The sequence below is a fragment of the Enterococcus casseliflavus genome, from assembly GCF_029215545.1.
GTDB lineage: Bacteria > Bacillota > Bacilli > Lactobacillales > Enterococcaceae > Enterococcus_D > Enterococcus_D casseliflavus.
This window is the reverse complement of record NZ_CP119393.1, coordinates 1,411,165-1,429,373: the sequence shown is the minus strand read 5'-3', so window position 1 is coordinate 1,429,373 and position 18,209 is coordinate 1,411,165. Positions and strand designations below refer to the sequence as shown.

Below are 18,209 nucleotides of genomic sequence, written 5' to 3'. Positions count from 1 at the left end.
TCACCAAATCTTCTTACAGAATAATTTTCAGAAAATAATGACATTTCTTTTCTGAAGTGCTATACTTAGAAAAATTAAAAAAGGGTGTGAATGAATGACAATCGATTGGTCAAATTTAGGGTTTTCTTATATCAAGACGCCATGGCGTTTTTTGGCAACATGGAAAGACGGTTCTTGGAATGAAGGCGAACTTACCGAGGATAATTATCTGCATATCCACGAGGGATCAACCGCTCTTCATTATGGACAACAATGTTTTGAAGGACTAAAAGCCTACCGAAGAAAAGATGGCGGCATCAATTTGTTCCGTCCAGACGAAAATAGCAAACGGATGAATCGCAGTGCCTATCGCCTGCGCATGCCAGAGGTTCCTGAGGACTTTTTCTTAGATGCGGTAAAACAAGTAGTAAAAGCAAATCAGGAATATGTTCCACCTTATGGTAGCGGCGCCACCTTGTATATTCGTCCTCTATTGATTGGGGTCGGAGAAAACATCGGTGTCAGTCCAGCACCAGAGTATATTTTTACGGTTTTTTGTATGCCTGTCGGTCCTTACTTTAAGGGCGGATTGACACCGACCAATTTCATTGTTTCTGATTATGATCGCGCGGCACCAAATGGTACTGGCGCAGCCAAAGTTGGTGGAAATTATGCTGCGAGTTTGTTGCCTGGATACGAAGCCCATCAGCGGAAATTTTCCGACTGCATCTATCTGGATCCAGAAACGCATACCAAAATCGAAGAAGTCGGTTCTGCTAACTTTTTCGGAATCACGGCTGACAATGAATTTGTGACACCAAAATCTCCTTCTATTTTGCCAAGTATCACAAAATATTCATTGCTGCATCTAGCGCAACACTCATTAGGATTGACCCCTGTTGAAGGCGATGTTTATCTCAATGAGCTGGATCGGTTTGTCGAAGCGGGTGCCTGCGGAACAGCTGCTGTTATCTCCCCAATCGGCGGGATCCAAAACGGTGAGGATTTTCATGTGTTCTATAGTGAAACGGAAGTTGGTCCACAAACAAAAGCATTGTATGATCAATTGACCGGCATTCAATTTGGGGATATTGCTTCCCCAACAGGTTGGATCTTTGATGTCCCATTGAAATAGCCACACCCATAGACCATTATAAAACGAACGGTCCACTGTGATCGTTCGTTTTTTTCTCTTTCCGCCAACCAATTCCTTTCCATCAGGAGAGAATTGATTGCCACAACTCTTTCGACTTGTTACAATCATAGCAAAGGGAGGCGTAATGATGGGTAAACGACTCGGCTATTCTTTGCTTGCAACAGCATTGTATTTGGTGGTTTCCAATATCGGTAATCTCGTTTTTGGTATCAACCGCAGCTTTAGCTGGACCACAACATTGTGGGAAGCATTTTTCTTTTTTATTTTTGTGTTCCTATTCCAACAATTCCGAAAAAAATAAGCAGTGATCCTCGCTAGTAAGAAACGGGGATCGCTGCTTATTCCTTTTGCAGGAATTTCATTTACAAAAAAAAGCGCCAAACCCCTTCATACAACAGGATTTGACACTAAGAAAAATTATTTAACTGTATCTATATTCTAATTCTCCTGTTATCCTCTACAGACCCTATTGCCTGATATAATAATAAGTGTGCAGAAAACTGTCTTTCAACAATCTTTGACTACCACTCATTTTTTAGGTCAATGTATGGTCAAATATCACTCTATATAATAGAAGGAAAATAACAAACGCTACTCAATTTAACAATCTGTTCTCTTTACAAAGCGAACGTTCGTTCGTATAATTTTCGCTAAGAGGAGGGAAATTTTATGGGAATGATTAAGCCATATGAAGATCGGAAAAAGCTAAAATGGGTAGGATTTTTCTTGTCAGAACATACAGCTGACATCGCAAGAATAGAAAAAGAATTAAAATATACTTGCCCTGCTAAACCTGAAATGGATGAAGAAGAAATAAATGAATTCTTACAAACAGCAATCACAAAAAGTAAGAAGCTAGCTATACAGCTCAACTACACTGTCGATGATAAATTCATGCCTGATGTTACAGGTACGCTGAAAGGTTACGATGATCTAGGAATTTATTTAGACGACACTCTTGTCCATTATGATGAAATACGAAATGTTGACTATTACTCTGAAGTAAAATGGTTTGATGTATGAACATCATTACTATGTACGAACAAAAGTACATCGACCTTGACACGTTTATTAACGAGTTTCCTGATTCAATATCGGAATCTCAGGAATGTATCTTCGGCACTACATGCATCAAGTTCTATGTCGATCTTGTTTTGGGTAAAAACAATAATCTCTTCTTTATATCAAAATATAATTAATATTGATGAAATTTCCTCGAATCGTATTAACTAACTGGATAATAAAAAAATTTCTCCTGTTCAAACTTGAATAGGAGAAATATTACTTCTTATACTAATAACCTTATTTTGGTTTTATACTCATCATTGCTTTTCTTTTTTTGAAAAAAATGAAAAAAATACAGAAAATTAAAGATATGGATGCAGCTATAAATCCTACTAATAAAAATGGATTGAAGTAGATAAACTCAATCTGATTCTCTCCGGCATCTAATGGTACCTCAATATGATTCCAGTCTGTAATTTTAGGAATAACCTCATTTCCATTCACATAAGCCTTCCAGTTGCTGTGGTAAGGAACAGACAACACAAGACTTTGATCATTACCTGCAATTGCATTAATCTCAAATTGATTTTTATCGTAGGTTATATCCCTTACATTACCAGTAGAATCTTTTATTGATTTTTGCAAACGACTCCGATCTTCCTCATCATGTATATCCGAGATATTCATTTCATCTTTATTCAAAATATAAGCCAATCCTTGGAAATTTTTGTTTTCGTACACATACCATCGTTCATTGTTGAATGACAGTGTTTCCACTTGTTGATAATCAGCATCATTAAATATTGGCTCCTTTGATAGATAATATTTCACACCACTCAGAGTATTCATCGCACTATCATCTTCAAAACCATATGAACGCCATCGTAATGACCATTGGTTATATTGATCAACTGTTTCTTGTGTATGCTTGTTTATAACACTGAGCCAATAGGTCAATCCGTAATAATCGTTTATCATTGCTACATTTTCAGGTCGACCGTTAATTTCTGTAAGGGAATCATTAGATACTCTATACAACTCAATATCTTTCTCAATTTTGTTTGAGCTTTTTACTGGTGATGTTGTGTATACATCTGAAGTTTCGAATGGAATGAATTTTCGGGCCCATCCTTCACCGTAATCAGAATAAATACCCCACAAATTTATGATTAAATTTGTAATGATTATCGTTCCTATAAGAAAGTAAACAATGCCTATTTTTGCATTTTTACCTTTATGAAGAACGAGCTCATTGTCCAACACTTTTCTGTACTCCGTTAACACATAAGCCAAAATGCCTGAAAGTAATAAGTGTATTATGAATGCCCACCTATCATTTGTTTGGCCAAACCCATTAAATAGATACCCGGTAATAGGTAAGCAAGAGGCGATAAATGCAATACCTAGAAAAATCAGACACTGTGCTTTTTTTCTATCATTTGGTAAAAATAGCAATAGAATGATTGCTAATAATTCTATTACTATTATTCCCGATAGGAAAATGGGTGGCTCAACATCTTTCATTGTAAGTAAGTCGCCAAAATTGGTTGTGAAATTCGGGACATAGTTATTTAAATTGAAAATAATGCTACTAATAGGTTCACTTTTTCTCTCACTCAAGAAATAGCCTTGAAGAGTCGGAAAGAAAAAAGGCGCTGCCAATAAAATTCCTAGTGTATACGCAAATATCCCTTTCCCTACACTTACAAATAAATATTTCAAACTCAAACGTTTGAATAATAGCCGTATAGGGAAGTACAGGGCTAATACTACAGACACCATAAATAAAAAATAAAAACCGCATAACGCCGCAAACATCACAGAAACAACGAAAAGAGTAAATCTCTTTTGACGAATAATTTTCTCAATCCCTAATAGAATCATCGGAAAGAAAATTAAAACTGATAGCCATTCGATATACCGTGTTCCGCCAATAACCGAAAAACCACAGAAAACATAGGATAAAGCACTAAAAACAACCGCTACTTTGTCAAATCGGAGATAAGAGAAATATTTTATAAGAGCAAATCCGGATAGCCACATCCGAAAAACAATCATAAAAGAAAACAAGTAAGGCGCATTTTTATCAGTTACAAAAACAGAAACAATGTTTAATGGGTCACCAAAACCGTAGTAATTTAATGACCCAATTATGTCTTCGCCCATACCTATTGAGAGATCATAACCTGGGAGAATGATTTGCCCACTGAAAAGTCCCCCGATAAACTCTCGTAGATAACGACCTGTGTATATAAATGCAGGATAGTACTGCCCTACACTGTCTATATTCCATATCAAAGATAGCTTTTGACTCCACAGAGGATAGTAACCAAAAATGAAAATCAGTCCAAATAAAAGTGTAAACAATATAATTGATTGATGCTGTCTAATGAATGATCTTATCGTTTTCAAAGGTAATACTCCTTTACCAAATTAAATATTTCACTATTGACGACACTTCATAATAGCAGTTTCTCAATGTCAATTCAATTTAAATAACAACTACCCCTCTACATTTTAAAACAAAATATGGAGGGGACTATCATTTACACTACTGCTGCATAACGCCGATTACCAGAAACTCCAATCCAGCTTAACCATACATATCCCCCTGCCACGACTTTACGATCGTAGTTTACTGCTTGACCCGCTTTGTACTCCCCGACAATTGCAGAGCTAGTGGATGCTGCCGCTCGTATGTTGGTTGTCACAGGAAAACGATAACTTCCTCGATCTGGCAAATTTAATCCTTTCAATACTGGCTGAGGGGCAGCGGCTGTACTATTATTTGACAGTTCAGTAACTAAAGCACCCGATACCCAGCCAACACCATCGACTTCAAACCATGTGGTAAATCCATTGACACTTTCACCATTTCTGGTCAAACGTGTTGCGTTAAAAGTGTCTCCACGCTTTAGTTGGCGCAATACATCTGATTGAGTGTTTTGGTGACGTCTAACATTTAAGACATCAGTACTAACTACTTGTCTTACATTCCAAGTTTCCACAGTATAATTTGGTACTGGATTAGGCGCAGGTGTAGGCGTTGCAGTAGACCCAACACGGTTTCTGATTTCACCTAATCTTGGATATAAGAACGGCCCAGGGCATGCAGTTGCTGCACCTGGCGCATCTTTATGTCCAATAATTGTCATCTTCCGTCCATAGCGTTTCTCAATATCTTGAATCAACTTCACTAATGCATCAATTGTTTTTTCAGCTACTTGCCAATTTGGTGCCCCCGTTGTATTCGTACACTCGATTCCGATTGAATAGCTGTTAGCATTATTTGCATGCCAAGCAGTCTTCAGCTCATCGATATACGCTCTGATCGTTCCATCTTGCCCAATCCCGTAGTGTGCTGATGCTTGAACATTTTTCCAAACCCCTGGCATATTATCAAAGTTGGTGCCAGCTTGGTGATGTACTACAATCGTGGTGATTGCAGAAGTGTTTCTTGTTCCTGACCATTTCGTGCCGAAATTCTCGAACTGATATTTTGTTGCTAAACTTGAAATTCCCATTGATGACTCCTCCTAAAATTTTGTTTAGAAAAAGAGCAACCGATCGGCTACTCCTCATCTTTTAAATCCGTATGATAATGCGTTCGCTCTGTTTCGCTTTGTCCATCTCCGTAATAAACTTGATCATCATCTTGATCAAACACACTGACACTAAGATCAAACAAACCACCTGCAGCTAAACCAGCTACAAAACCGGCCCATGCATATAAGATAATTTCCTCCGGTGTAAAAGACATCGCAAACAAAATGCCTAACAAAATACCAGTGATCACATTAATCACTGGCAAGATTCGATAGTTGCTAAGTTGTGTTTTAATCAATCCTGTTGCACCTATTACAAGAGGTACAATGATAGATGCTGCAATTAATATTTCTTTCATTTTCTTCCTCCTATCTGCTTAAAAAGTGATTTGATTTGTGCCTCCATTGTAGCGATTCGAATATTGTACTCACTATGACTTTTTTGAACGTCCTTGATTGTACTCTTAAGTTCTTTGAGCGTTACATCCATGTCAGTAAACAACGCATAGAACTTCGACAGCCCAAAAATCAGACCCCCGACGAATGTGATCACCGCAATCCATTCCGTGATCGTCAACGTGCTAAAATCCATCCTTTCACCAACCTATCCTATTCTATATAGTTTCGCGATTATCAAACCGTTATCTGCACGACCGATTTGACCTTCTAGAGTTGTTCGCTCAAAACGATATGACTGTCCCTGCTTAAGTCCAGTAAAGATTGACGCGTATGATATATGTCTAAATATATTATCTGATCCATCTATCACACCAGCGCCGGACACAACTTGATTTGTTCCGCTCGGCGTATTTATTCCAACTGTCCATTTGCCACCGCCGAATCCCCAACCCGCAAGTTGCACATTTATTTCAGCCGTACAGTCCCATCTGGGTACGACGGTTATATTACTACCAGTAGCATGTTGTATATCGATTACATCAACTGTCGCCGCAATCGATGCATTACCTGAACCGTCAAAATTTGTTGAACCAGTCACTCCGCCTGTTAGCGAGATCGTTCTAGGTGTCGCTAGTCGTGTGGCTGTTGGTGCATTGCCTGATAGGGTTGTCGCCAGCGATACGTTATTGCTTCCGTCAAAAGAAACGGAGCCTGTTGCTCCTCCTGTTAATGAAATCGTTCTAGGCGTAGCCAACCGTGAAGCGCTTGGTGCATTTCCAGCAACCGTCGCTGCAATCGATGCATTGCCTGAGCCATCAAAGGTTGTCGAACCGGTTACTCCACCTGTTAGCGAGATCGTTCGAGCTGCAGCAAGGCGGCTTGCCGATTGCGCAAATAAGCCTGATTGTAACGTCCCATCAGCTGTGGCAATTGGGTGCCATCCTCCCCATGAGTTATTGTAGCACCGCCGAATATACAGTTTGCTCCCTGCTGGTGTATTAAATTCAGACAAGAGTTGGGTGACGATCGACTCATTTCCTGCATTCAAAACAACCAGACTAAAAGCGACAGTTGTTGGTGTATTTGATACTGTTTCCGCTGTTGCTGACAATCGACAACCATAAAAACCTGCGTTTTTATAGTTGTTCAAATTAGCATTGGCTGGTATTTCACTTACTTGAGGATCTGCTAAGAGCTCAACATTTCTTGTCCCGTCAAACGCCACGCCATTAATCGTTCGAGCAGTCTGCAATTTCGTCGCTGAAGCAACATTTCCCCCGATGACTTCACTTTTAGCCGTAGCAACCTTCGTATCTGCCTCGGCTTTCGTATAAGCCCCAACATTTCCAGCGGGAATCGCGATATCTTTCGTTCCATCAAAATCAACACCCGCGATTTTTCGTGAGGCCTGTAATTTCGTCGCAGAAGCGACATTGCCATTTTGAATCTCTGTTTTTACTTTGGCTACTTCTTGACTGGTAAATGTAGTGGCTTCTGCTTTTTTTTCGTCTGTGTATTGCTTGGCTGTTGTCAGGATTTCTTGATCGTTGGCATTTGACTCTGCCTTAGTATAAGCGCCGGTTTGTGCTGCCGTTACTCCGTGAGGATTATTCTTGCGGCTTTCATGGGTGTCTGTATGGGCTTTAGCGGTCTGTAAAATCGCTGCATCTCGACTGTCCGTTTCGACCTTAGTGTATGCTCCTGCTTGCGCTGCTGTCACACCATGGGGATTGTTTTTGTCCTCGGCATGTTTCTTCAGATCTCCGGCGTTTTGATCATTATTTTTTATTGATTGCTCAACACCATCCTCCCAACGTTGTGCATCCGCTGGTGTTATGATATCTTCGTTTCTCCATTGCTTTACCATCTAATTCACCTCAACTCTATATTTGAATAATGTGTCAGAAGTAACCGGAACAAAGACTTTGCAGCTAGAAAGCAACTTCTCACCTTGGAAAAATTCAATTTTTCTAAGAGTATCAATGCTTAGTGGTATATCAAATTCAATTGAAAGAATTTCATCTTCGACACTCGCATGAAACTCATCCAGTCGAACGGAACTATTTAAAATAATGTGGCTGATCATTTCCTTGAAACTATTATTCAAGTTTGTTTTTAAATCCGATGTGATCAAGTGATACTCACCTCAATTTCTTCTGCACGCTTCAACAATTGATCTCTCCCAACTCGACTTCTACCGATCCGAAAATAAGTTAATGGCGCGATTGTAGCTGACTCTTTAATGTTAATTCTTTGAAAAAAAGTTGGGCTTTGAATATAGACAATATTCGCCGGCTTGATTTTGTTGATAATTATATTAGCTTCCTGAAACCAATTAGCATTATCTGAACTTGATTCTAGTACAAGTTGATGATCTTCATAGTTCACGATTAAAGCATAGTTATCGGCTCCAAAAATTCTATCTAAGTGATCACGCAAATAGGGCACCGTAAATGGCGGCATCGACTGTAATCGGTTCAAGATTCGCTGTCGGCGAAATGTTAAATCTTCTAGTTCTTGATTAGCTAGAATACCAAGCAGCTGCTCATGAAAGCCTATCGTTTGTTCGTCTGCAGTTTGGATCCATTGATTTTTTTTAACTCGACCGATTTGTTGATCCAAGTGTCCAATCAATTTATCCTCCACGTCAAAAAGAACTTCAAACTCTCGAACGCCATCATACAAATCAGGCAGTAAATCTTTTAAGCTCATAGCACATTCACCTCGCCGAGTATCGGCAATTCTTGCACATTGTTGTTTAATTCCAATTGTACATCCGCCTCAGCACCATTCAACTTTAGTGTTTGGACATTCGCCACTCCTTGAACTGTCAGAATCGCTGCAGTAATTTGTGAACGAAAAATCCAGCTGTCATATCCTGCACTGCTTCGTTCGTCCCATTCACGCCGAACTTTATCAAAGTAATCTTCAATAACTTGATGAATGATATTAGCAATTTGAGGGTAAGAAACACCAATATTCAAGGTGATCTCAAATTCTACATCAATAGTTTTTATACTAGGAGCAGCGACTGTCACTTTATGTCCAATAGGTGCATAACCAATTCCCTGGCCATCCAAAGTCGGATCAATAACCTGTTGGACGGTTTCAACTAGAACATCGCTTGCTGCTCTGTAAGTATCGTCTAAAATAACCAGTCGTACAGTGCCTCCACCATCCCAAACTGGATAAACCTGTACAGCCCCTACACCATCGATCGCCGATGTAAGATAATAGTAATCAGCTATATTTCCGCCAAATGTTACGATCTCTTTTGAATCAATGATTCTCTTGCGTAGTTCGTCATCTGTTTCGGTATCCCTTGCTGGAATCAGAATTTCAGTTAAAATTGCTTCAGCTAGTCCGTTGAAGTTGTCTAGTGGCAATAACAATCCCACATATTTATTGCCGCTATCCCCTTCAGTCTCTGCCTGTAACCGAAAGACTCCTTCCTCTTCTTCAGCCGCAATGACGGTATAATACACCGGATCATCGCCAGTTGATGAAAAACGACTTCCTACTGCTACTGAAAAGGGACTGCCATCTTCTCTTGACAAACGTGCACGAACGATCGCCCTAGTTGCTTGAATCCGATGTAACCCAGTTTCTTCAGCTCGATAATCAAGATACTCTCCGGTTGCTGTCGCTACGAAGGTCTCTAGCAGCACATTTTTCAATTGCATAATGAAATCTGCAAGTTGATAGCACGTTGGAGCAAGAGCGTCATAAATAATAGATCCTTCTCGTGTATCGATCCCTTCCGGCACCTTGGATAAAGCTTTATTTATAAAATACTCATAATCATATTCTTCTAGGTATCTTCCGATTTCTTCTGGATTCAAACTACCACCTCCTGCTCAATCCTAATCTGACCAAAAATCGTAGCAACAAAAAAAGAGACTAGGATACTATTCCTACTCTCTTTGATTACATTAAAATCAGATACTTCTATAATTCGTTCATCGACTGACAACGCTTCTGTAACCAGCCGGTCGATCTCAGCCATTACTAAATCCATATCTTCCCCAATCAATGTCCGCAGTTCAATGCCATAGTTATCAGTGTAAATAGGCCAAGTAAAACGTTCGGTCTGCAATACTTTTCCGATTGATTGGCGCATTGCTTCAAGATCATCAATCCATCCTGCTATACGACCATTCACCAACCGATATGTTCGCGATGTTATTTGTTCTAAAATTTCCTCATCCATCTGATCAGCTCCTATCCAACACGTAATACTTTTGGCCCTTGCTTACTCGCAGCATCCGCACGCGGTCGCCGCTTTGTAACGAGCGGAATACCTGAGATGAGCCAGTCCCTGTCTTGCCATCAATCGTGACTGATATCGTCACTGAAAGCGGACGAACCATCTGCGACAAAATTAAATGCCGGCTAGTGATACTGAAACGATTATCGACCCTAATCGTTAAAGGACTTGTACTAGTGACGACACCATAAACCATATCTGACAGATCTGAGTCTTTAGGTTTACAATCCTTAATGATTCTTGCTAGTTCTTCACCCGGCATTATTCAATCACCTCCACATCTAGATCCATCGTATGGATTTTTCCAAAATTATGAGTGCATCTCGTTACTAAAGCTAAATTTTCATCACCAACACCTTCTCGGTGCATATCGGATAAACGCAATGTAAAGCTGTTGCCTGCACTAATTTCCATAGTACCGACCGCCTCAATGGATAATGATCGAAACTCTTTGTTATTTTCTCTCAGCAATGCGTTGGCCTGCTGTTGTAACTGTGACGAGTTAAGTTCAGCATCACTTACTGTTTCTATAATCTGTAATCGTCCCCACTTTTCGATGTTTCCTGAATGTGTTGCTGTATAAATTTCTCTACTGTTAGTTTCAGAATCTTCCCGAATCACTTTCACCGCATTGGCTGAGTCATCGATTGTTGATTCATAATCGTAGTCAGATATCAAAGACTCATCCCCTAAGACAAGCTTTGTGATCAAACGGTTAAACGTAGAAAATTCCAAAGTACCAGCGTTGTCACGAATGCTGTACCGCATACCACCATAATTCAACTGTGTATCTGTCAAAGAATCTTCAAGCATTGAAAAATATGTCTGGTTATCCATAACAGCTGCAGGACAGTTATATGGAACATGATCTAAAATTCGATAAGGCATTCCTTGAGTTTCACAAATCGTCTTAAACCGTGCTGAAGCACTCGATGCACCGAACACGATTGTGTCTTCGTTTTTGAGGTACCGCATATTGTCATATGCAATAATTTGCCACAACCTTGACTTTGTTTTTCGTCGAGTAAATATTTTTCCTTTAAAAAATGTTTTCCCATCGGCTTTCGCCTCAATTATGTCTCCAGTACGAAGAAAAACTCGTGGTTGCTCAGGAACGTAAAATTCAAATTTTCCGGGTTGCGAATAAATACCCGTTGTCCAACGTGGGTTGCTAGCGATCTCGGATAGATCATACATGCTCCAATATGTGATGCTCGTCTCTAAAATTTGTAAATTCATTAAATCCGCCTCACACTTCCTGCCGTGACCCAACCACGCCATCCACCATTGATTAAAGTGACGTGATAAGGATGACTACGACCTCGTTGGATAAAGTTTACTTTCCTTGTAGCATTGACTTCTGTCTGACCAGGCCCTGAACCAAAACTGTCTCGATGCAAACGACCGTTGACAATCACTGTGCTACCAATCGTAATCTCTTGACTGACAACAGGCCGAGCAGGCTGCTGGCTAACCTGTTTTGTGACAGTTTTGACAAACTTTGCAGCATACTCTCGATATTCTTTTAATGTGATCGAATATTCAAAATCACCAGTTGAGTCCACAATTGACCAATTAAAAGATTCAATTGAGGTCAACATGTTTATTTTTGAATCTGTTATGATCATACGAATCGGCTTTTGATCATCCATTGCTTTCTCGATCAACGCACAATAATCATTCGGTGGAAGAAACGAACTCCCGTTTAAAATCATCGAATGATTTTCTGATGCAGGAAAAAAGCAGTCAAATGTGACTGCTTTTAATCCTTTAGAGGCCAGATGGGTTATTTCCCCCAACTTGACCACTTCATTCGACTCGTTACGTCCGGGAACATCAACTAATACTGCACCCGGGTTAACGGGAAGCATATACCGCCTCCCATTTATCTCTAAATAAAATTTGATTGCCATACATGCCTCCTAACTCAAATCTGCATCTAGTGCATCTAAGATCACTTCTTCTACACGCTCGACGATTTCATCAACGTCAACAGGATCGCCATTATTGTTTTCAACATTGACTGTTACTTGAGGAACGACTTGTTTATGCTGCACGACGATTGTTTGACTTGCAGAAGCTTTGATCCGCGAGATATCTTTGTCATCAACTTGCACGTTGCTAGTGATCACTCCGCTAGTTGAAACTGTTGCTAACTGATCAGGAATAGCAGCTAACGCTAGTGTATCACTAGCCCTTTGTACTAAGTTTTGAGCCGTCATGATCCCATTTGCTAACCCTTCGGAAACAAAGCCGCCTATGGCCATCATGACCCTAGATGGTGAATTGATATCAAGTGCTTTGCGTACTGTTGCCGCTACTCTGCTTGCTACAGATTGAGCTGCAGCAATCGCGGAACTAGCTCCGGCTTGGATACCGGCTGTAAGCCCAGACATTGCATGTAAACCGGCTGATCGCAATTCTCCATTCAAGCCCGAGAACGCTTGGACGATTTTCCCTTTGCCGCTTTGGGCCGCCGATGCAGATTGTGTCATTCCTGTTTCAACTGACACTACCAATTCATCCATGCCGCTTTTGGCAGCTTCTTGAATGGCTGACATCGCCTCTTCCGTAGTTGACTGCATCGTTTGCATACTTCCCTCGAAAGAAGACGCTGCACTTTCTAGGCCCGAAATGCTTGCCTCAGTGATATCAATAAAGCTCTGCAGCTCTTCAGCTAACGTTTGGAAAGTAGTAACCATCTCAGATAGCCCATCTACTCCAGTTACCTCCGGAAACTCATTCATCTTTGTGATCACATCGGCAATACTTTCAATAGCTGTGTCTACTGCTGCAATGTCGATCTCAGGGAAATCTCTGATTGCTTCCGCAACTTGAACTAAACTGTCGATAGATTCTTGCAGTTTAGCAACCTCGGAACTCTTGATCACTGATTTGGCGAGTTGCCCTAATTCCGCTTCTCCTAGATGCTCAATCATTTCTTTTAATGCATCGATGGACAGTTTGACTGCTTTTGATGAAAAGATGACTAGTTCTAACTTCTTGAAAGCCTCGCCAATCTCAATCAACGTATCAATCGCCTGATTAACGTTATCTAATGACTTGTTGTGAACCTTCCTTTTCTTTAAAAGGTCACCCTCGGTCAACAGATTCATGCATTTTTCCAGTTCTTCAACTGCCCGTTCTACCGCCCATGAAGAAAAATGAACGTTTTGCAGAGTTTGAAATTTATGACCTAGTTCAATCAGTGTATCAACAATCTCGCTGACATTTCGAACAGTACCTTTGTCTAATCCACTTCCCCAAAATTTGTTCAACTTTGCTAGGAGATCTCCGCCAGTCAATAGATCAATGCACTTTTGAATTTCTTTGATTGCTTTTTCTACTGCGCTCTGAGCAAACATCACTAATGATAATCGTTTGAATTGCTCGCCTAGTTCTATAAGTGTGTCAACAATCTCACTCACATTTCGAACAGTTCCTTTATCCAAGCCACTTCCCCAAAGCTCATTGATTTTAATGAAAATGTTACCGCCGGTTAGCAAATCAATACAGTCTTGTAGATCTTCAATTGCTCTTTCGACTGCAGTTTTGGTAAACATTACCAACGAAATACGTTGGAATTGCTCGCCTAATATGATCATAGTGTCAACCATTTCACTGACATTCGAGACCGTTGAGCTATCAAAGCCACTCGTAAAACTATCGCCTACTGATTGCCAAAAACTTTTTCGACCTTCTAGCAAACTGACGACACCTAAGAGATCCTCGATTTTTTCTGCAATGTTTTCAGACACTTCGATCTGTTCGATTTTGGCTAGATTTTCAGCGACTGACACTAGCGTGTTCACTGTATCAGCAACAATTGCTGTATTGATTCCACTGATAAAATTCTTAAGTGCATCACCAAGTGTACCTAGATCGGATTCTGTAAAGAATTGGATCACACCAACTAGACTATTTATTTTAGATTTAACAGATCCAAAATCGGACGGCACTTTCTCATCGACTTGTTGAATTGCTTCAGCCATCAACATCAATTCCGCGGCAACTGCCACAACTGCGATAAAACCAGCGATCATTGCAGCACCACCGAATCCAGTCGCCATCACAGCGCCAATCGCAATCGTCAGTCCTGTAAAGGCGCCGATCGCAATCGCCATGTTAGCAATTTTCTTACTAAAATCAGCAATATTATTCGGCACTTTCTCATCTACCTGCTTCATCGCCTCAGCTGCTAACATCAATTCTAAGCAGAGTACAGCAACTACTGCTAACCCTGCCTTTGCAGTGAGAGGGTTCGCGGATGCTAAGACACCGGCAACGGCGACGATGGCACCCATGCCGCCCAATGCAAGCGCAATTGATGCAAGCTTAGTTGCGAAACCGCCAAAATCAGCTGGTACCTTATCGTCAATTTGTTTCATTGCTTCGGCCGCTAACATTAGTTCTAAACTAAATGCAGCCACCATTACTAAGCCAGCTTTTGCGGCCAATGGATTTAGCTTTGCAAGAACTCCAGCGGCAACGACTATGACTCCCATGCCGATTAAGGCTACCGCCATGCCTGCGAGTTTAGTCGCAATGCTTCCGAAGTCGTCAGATACTTTGTCGTTTATTTGTTTCATCGCTTCTGCAGCGATCATCAGATTAGCAGACAGTCCTGCGACAATTGCTAAAGCTGTCATTGACTTCCCTAGATCTTCGCCCCCCAGTTTTCCGGCTACAGCGACAATCGCCCCCATTCCAGCAAGGGCTAACGCCATTATGCCTAACTTGGCTGCTAATGATCCCAAGTCATCAGGAATCTTCTCGCTAACTTCTTTCAGCGCTTGTGCGGCTTGTTTGATCAACAAGATCACGCCAAAAACAAGCGCTAGATTAGTCACGCCTTTGGCAAAACTATTCATGGTATTCAAAAATGTGTCCAACGGATTCGTTATTGATTTAGCACCCATGTCAACTCCACCAGGCCCACCGCCAGGCACTCCCGGTGCTTTTTTTCCGAATCCAAATAAAGTCAATAGGCTGCCGCCTAACCCCTTTGCAAGCTTACCTGTCGCACCGACAATGGTTGTCAATCCCTTGCCAAAAGTTAGTAACGGTGTTAGAACACCTTTACCAATTTTGAATCCCACGAAGGCAGCTGCTAGTTTCGGCAGCATCGAGATAAACTTTGCAATGACATCTGAATGCCGTTCAATAAATCCAGCCAGTTTTGCGATTGCTCCTGTTACTCCATCAACAAAACCTTTAAAACCAGCGACACTAGCTTCACTACCGAAAGCGCCAGTTAGTTCCGCCAAGCTTTCTTTTACTGCAGATATCGCATTTCCGATCGGCTCTTTAATATCCTCAAAAGCATCTTTCAAAACATCCAGATAAGGACGCACTTTTTCAATCATGCCTGGGATCTTATCCATGAATCCCTCGATGTACTCACCACTTTCATCGGTATAGCCATTGATGGATTTGAAAAATCCTCGGACTAAATCTTTTCCGCTATCAAGATGTTGGGCAATAGTTTTTCCGCTGAAGGCCTCGGACATTTCATCCAGTTTGCGAATGGATCCCTCGACACCGTTGGTTACGGCTGTCCGGATGTTTTTAAAACTTGTCTTGATCCCTTCCGATCCGATCAAGGCCCGTTTTGCACCTTCAGTTCCGGTGTCAAAAAGCTCGATCAGTTTTGCATTAAATTGATCAAACGTCACATGACCTTTGTCCAAAGCATCGTACAAGTCGTATTGCGCTGATTTCCCAGTGTAGCCAAAGGCTTTAGCCACATCGTTAAGTGCAACCGGCATGGTGTCCATCAATGAGCGCCAAGAAGTCAAGTTAACCTCGCCACGACCTAGCATTTGCACATATTGCTCAAGCCCTTGTGCTGCTTTTGCCGAATCAGCTCCGGAAGCCAAAAATGCATTGTTCAATGAAATCGTGGTCTTAGTCGCATTGTCTAAGTCACCGGTCATCGTGGCAATCCGTTGAGTAGTTGGCACAACTTCGTTTAGAGCAGTAGGTAAACCATCAATCCCGTCTACCAAACGTTGTCGACTATCGTTGACTTCGTCCATTGAAAATCCAACTGCCTGCATCATTTTAGGAAATTGATTAAGCGTATCAAAACGATCAATAGCTCCATCAATTGAGCCTTTTACGACACCGATCGCCGCGCCAGCTACTTTCATCAGACCCAAAGCAGTCACAAAACCCTTAACACCTGTGGTAGCTTGTCCAGTCGATTCTTTGATTCCGGAAAAGCCAGATTTCAAATCATTGCCAAATTGATTGAAGGAATTTTTGGCCCCTTTAAAGGCATTACCTAAATTAGATCCAAAGCTTTTAGCGTGATTAATCACACTAGTGAAAACTGAGGATACGCCAGTACCTAAACTTTTAGCTGCAGACAATAACGGCGAAAATGCCGATCCAGCGATTTTCCCAATTCCAGAAAACGCCGACCAAACTTTACTCGTAATACCGCTAAACGTTGAAGAAATCTTCGAAGCGACTCCACCAAGATTTAGCTTCGACGAGATCTGATTTCCGAAGTTTCCAAACAAAGTCATGATCCGCTGAGTTGTTGATTGGACGATTCCCCAAACTTTATCCAATCCATTCCTCATTGAAGATCCTAACTTATTTACAGCAGATGCAGCCAAGCTGGCCATTTGGTTAAGGGCTTGCGCCGGCCCTGCAGCTTTCTGTTTAAAAGCGCTCATGGTCTGCGTTGTTTTATTTAAGCTGCTGTCGATTGTTTGTAAAACCGCGGTAAATTGATCTCGAAGCTTTAAACTAGCTTCAAGTGTTGTCATCTAGTCACCTCTTTTTTGCTTTTTTCATTGCCTTCTCTTCGGCTTCAATGCGAATGTCGGTAAATGCCATGATCATGGCTCTTTCACGCTTTGGCAAAGAAGCAAAAGCTTCCGGCGTTAATCCAGCGGTGTGATATGCATGATAGGCATACCACATCTCACCGGATTCGCCGGAAGCCATTAGTCCTTTACTTCATCTTTCAGTTCGTCCTCAGATTCGTTGAAGCCATTTAATTCCAACACTTCTTTGGTTAGATTTGCATATTCACCAGCTAAAAGCATTGCTTTGAGTGTATCCGTCGCTGATCCTTCTGTTTTGTAATAGGCTTGCAATTCAGCATCTTGTAGATCTGGCGTTTTCACACAGCGAGCTAATAATGCATCGCCGTATTTATCCGTATCGAGATCCTTGACTGTATTTCCTGCCTTGCTCCGACGCTTTGTCGTATGCACCTTTTTCAAGCGATCATTTTCAGTTTCTGATATTGCCTCAATCACGAAGGGCTCCTCAAAACGATCAAGTTTCACCTCTTTGGTGTCTCCAACAACTTCCATCATAAAGCTTTTGATATTCATCTATAATTTCCTCCCAAATTATCCTAGTGTAGGTACATTAAATTGATCAAGTAAATCAGCATCCGAGAACGTAAAGGAAACATCCTCATCCAACGTTTCTGATTCGATATCTAGTTTTGCGATCGGTACCGAATCAAAGATAACACCGCTGATCAACGTTGATTGCCGACCGATAGTACTGTTCGGATCATCATTGGTTACTTTGATCGTGATTTCCGGAATAGTACCAGATTTCAAATAGTTGATCCCGATTGTTGCGAACTCACTAGTAACTTTGTGAATGAGCATAGATCCCGAACCATTAGCCCCCGTTACCTTCTGCTGATTCATCCGTTTGCCTAAGACTGGCACCTCTGTTTTGATCAACTCCACTGTTGCTTCGATGTTCTTCAACCAAAACATCGGTACATTCCGTCCATCAATGGTCATGAAGGCAGTTCCCTCACGACCCGAAATAACATCACCCGATTTCAAAAATCCACTCATTGACTATTTACCCCTTT

Annotated in this window: 19 protein-coding genes; 3 read left to right on the top strand and 16 right to left on the bottom strand. The window is 41.1% G+C overall.

Annotation, left to right across the window (positions count from 1 at the left end; translation table 11 throughout):
• Nucleotides 1-94 precede the first annotated feature (94 nt).
• The 3 genes from P0G38_RS07005 to P0G38_RS06995 all read left to right on the top strand — a co-directional run bounded on the left by P0G38_RS07005 (nt 95) and on the right by P0G38_RS06995 (nt 2,158).
• Nucleotides 95-1,114, top strand: coding sequence for a branched-chain amino acid aminotransferase (locus P0G38_RS07005; protein WP_275854785.1), 1,020 nt, complete (start codon nt 95-97; stop codon nt 1,112-1,114).
• A 148-nt stretch (nt 1,115-1,262) separates the two neighbouring features.
• Nucleotides 1,263-1,436, top strand: coding sequence for a hypothetical protein (locus tag P0G38_RS07000; RefSeq protein WP_005231922.1), 174 nt, complete (start codon nt 1,263-1,265; stop codon nt 1,434-1,436).
• Between the two features lie 368 nt (nt 1,437-1,804).
• Nucleotides 1,805-2,158, top strand: a complete 354-nt coding sequence (locus tag P0G38_RS06995) for a YolD-like family protein (RefSeq protein ID WP_275854782.1) — start codon at nt 1,805-1,807, stop codon at nt 2,156-2,158.
• A 279-nt stretch (nt 2,159-2,437) separates the two neighbouring features.
• On the opposite strand, the gene P0G38_RS06990 is transcribed toward P0G38_RS06995, so the two are convergent.
• From P0G38_RS06990 to P0G38_RS06915, 16 genes are all read right to left on the bottom strand, one after another.
• Entirely contained in the window at nt 2,438-4,552 is a 2,115-nt protein-coding gene (locus P0G38_RS06990; protein ID WP_275854780.1) for a YfhO family protein, read from the bottom strand.
• Between the two features lie 134 nt (nt 4,553-4,686).
• The gene (locus tag P0G38_RS06985; RefSeq protein WP_275854777.1) at nt 4,687-5,664 is read right to left on the bottom strand and encodes an N-acetylmuramoyl-L-alanine amidase; all 978 of its coding nucleotides are present in this window, start codon (nt 5,662-5,664) and stop codon (nt 4,687-4,689) included.
• Nucleotides 5,665-5,711: 47 nt separating this feature from the next.
• A complete protein-coding gene (locus tag P0G38_RS06980) occupies nt 5,712-6,044 on the bottom strand; it encodes a phage holin family protein (RefSeq protein ID WP_275854774.1) in 333 nt (110 codons plus the stop codon).
• The gene (locus P0G38_RS06975; protein WP_275854772.1) at nt 6,041-6,277 is read right to left on the bottom strand and encodes a hypothetical protein; all 237 of its coding nucleotides are present in this window, start codon (nt 6,275-6,277) and stop codon (nt 6,041-6,043) included. Before P0G38_RS06975 ends, P0G38_RS06980 begins: the two co-directional genes overlap by 4 nt.
• Before the next feature lie 12 nt (nt 6,278-6,289).
• Nucleotides 6,290-7,951: a pyocin knob domain-containing protein gene (locus P0G38_RS06970; RefSeq protein WP_275854770.1), complete on the bottom strand. Its 1,662-nt coding sequence runs from the start codon at nt 7,949-7,951 to the stop codon at nt 6,290-6,292.
• A complete protein-coding gene (locus P0G38_RS06965; protein ID WP_275854768.1) occupies nt 7,952-8,218 on the bottom strand; it encodes a hypothetical protein in 267 nt (88 codons plus the stop codon).
• Nucleotides 8,215-8,796, bottom strand: a complete 582-nt coding sequence (locus P0G38_RS06960) for a putative phage tail protein (RefSeq protein WP_275854766.1) — start codon at nt 8,794-8,796, stop codon at nt 8,215-8,217. Before P0G38_RS06960 ends, P0G38_RS06965 begins: the two co-directional genes overlap by 4 nt.
• Complete coding sequence (locus tag P0G38_RS06955; RefSeq protein WP_275854764.1) at nt 8,793-9,926, bottom strand: baseplate J/gp47 family protein; 1,134 nt, start codon at nt 9,924-9,926, stop codon at nt 8,793-8,795. Before P0G38_RS06955 ends, P0G38_RS06960 begins: the two co-directional genes overlap by 4 nt.
• Complete coding sequence (locus P0G38_RS06950) at nt 9,923-10,294, bottom strand: DUF2634 domain-containing protein (RefSeq protein WP_275854762.1); 372 nt, start codon at nt 10,292-10,294, stop codon at nt 9,923-9,925. Before P0G38_RS06950 ends, P0G38_RS06955 begins: the two co-directional genes overlap by 4 nt.
• A 4-nt stretch (nt 10,295-10,298) precedes the next feature.
• The gene (locus tag P0G38_RS06945) at nt 10,299-10,547 is read right to left on the bottom strand and encodes a DUF2577 domain-containing protein (protein WP_275855229.1); all 249 of its coding nucleotides are present in this window, start codon (nt 10,545-10,547) and stop codon (nt 10,299-10,301) included.
• A 65-nt stretch (nt 10,548-10,612) separates the two neighbouring features.
• Nucleotides 10,613-11,590 (bottom strand): XkdQ/YqbQ family protein, encoded by a 978-nt coding sequence (locus tag P0G38_RS06940; RefSeq protein WP_275854760.1) that lies wholly within the window; start codon nt 11,588-11,590, stop codon nt 10,613-10,615.
• Complete coding sequence (locus P0G38_RS06935; RefSeq protein ID WP_275854758.1) at nt 11,590-12,264, bottom strand: hypothetical protein; 675 nt, start codon at nt 12,262-12,264, stop codon at nt 11,590-11,592. Before P0G38_RS06935 ends, P0G38_RS06940 begins: the two co-directional genes overlap by 1 nt.
• A gap of 9 nt (nt 12,265-12,273) precedes the next feature.
• On the bottom strand, nt 12,274-16,929 hold the full coding sequence (locus P0G38_RS06930; RefSeq protein WP_275854756.1) for a tape measure protein: 4,656 nt from the start codon (nt 16,927-16,929) through the stop codon (nt 12,274-12,276).
• Between the two features lie 205 nt (nt 16,930-17,134).
• Complete coding sequence (locus P0G38_RS06925) at nt 17,135-17,311, bottom strand: hypothetical protein (RefSeq protein WP_275854754.1); 177 nt, start codon at nt 17,309-17,311, stop codon at nt 17,135-17,137.
• Nucleotides 17,311-17,706 (bottom strand): phage tail assembly chaperone, encoded by a 396-nt coding sequence (locus tag P0G38_RS06920; protein WP_128489468.1) that lies wholly within the window; start codon nt 17,704-17,706, stop codon nt 17,311-17,313. Before P0G38_RS06920 ends, P0G38_RS06925 begins: the two co-directional genes overlap by 1 nt.
• Nucleotides 17,707-17,724: 18 nt before the next feature.
• The gene (locus tag P0G38_RS06915) at nt 17,725-18,192 is read right to left on the bottom strand and encodes a phage tail tube protein (RefSeq protein WP_213334283.1); all 468 of its coding nucleotides are present in this window, start codon (nt 18,190-18,192) and stop codon (nt 17,725-17,727) included.
• Between the last annotated feature and the right edge of the window lie 17 nt (nt 18,193-18,209).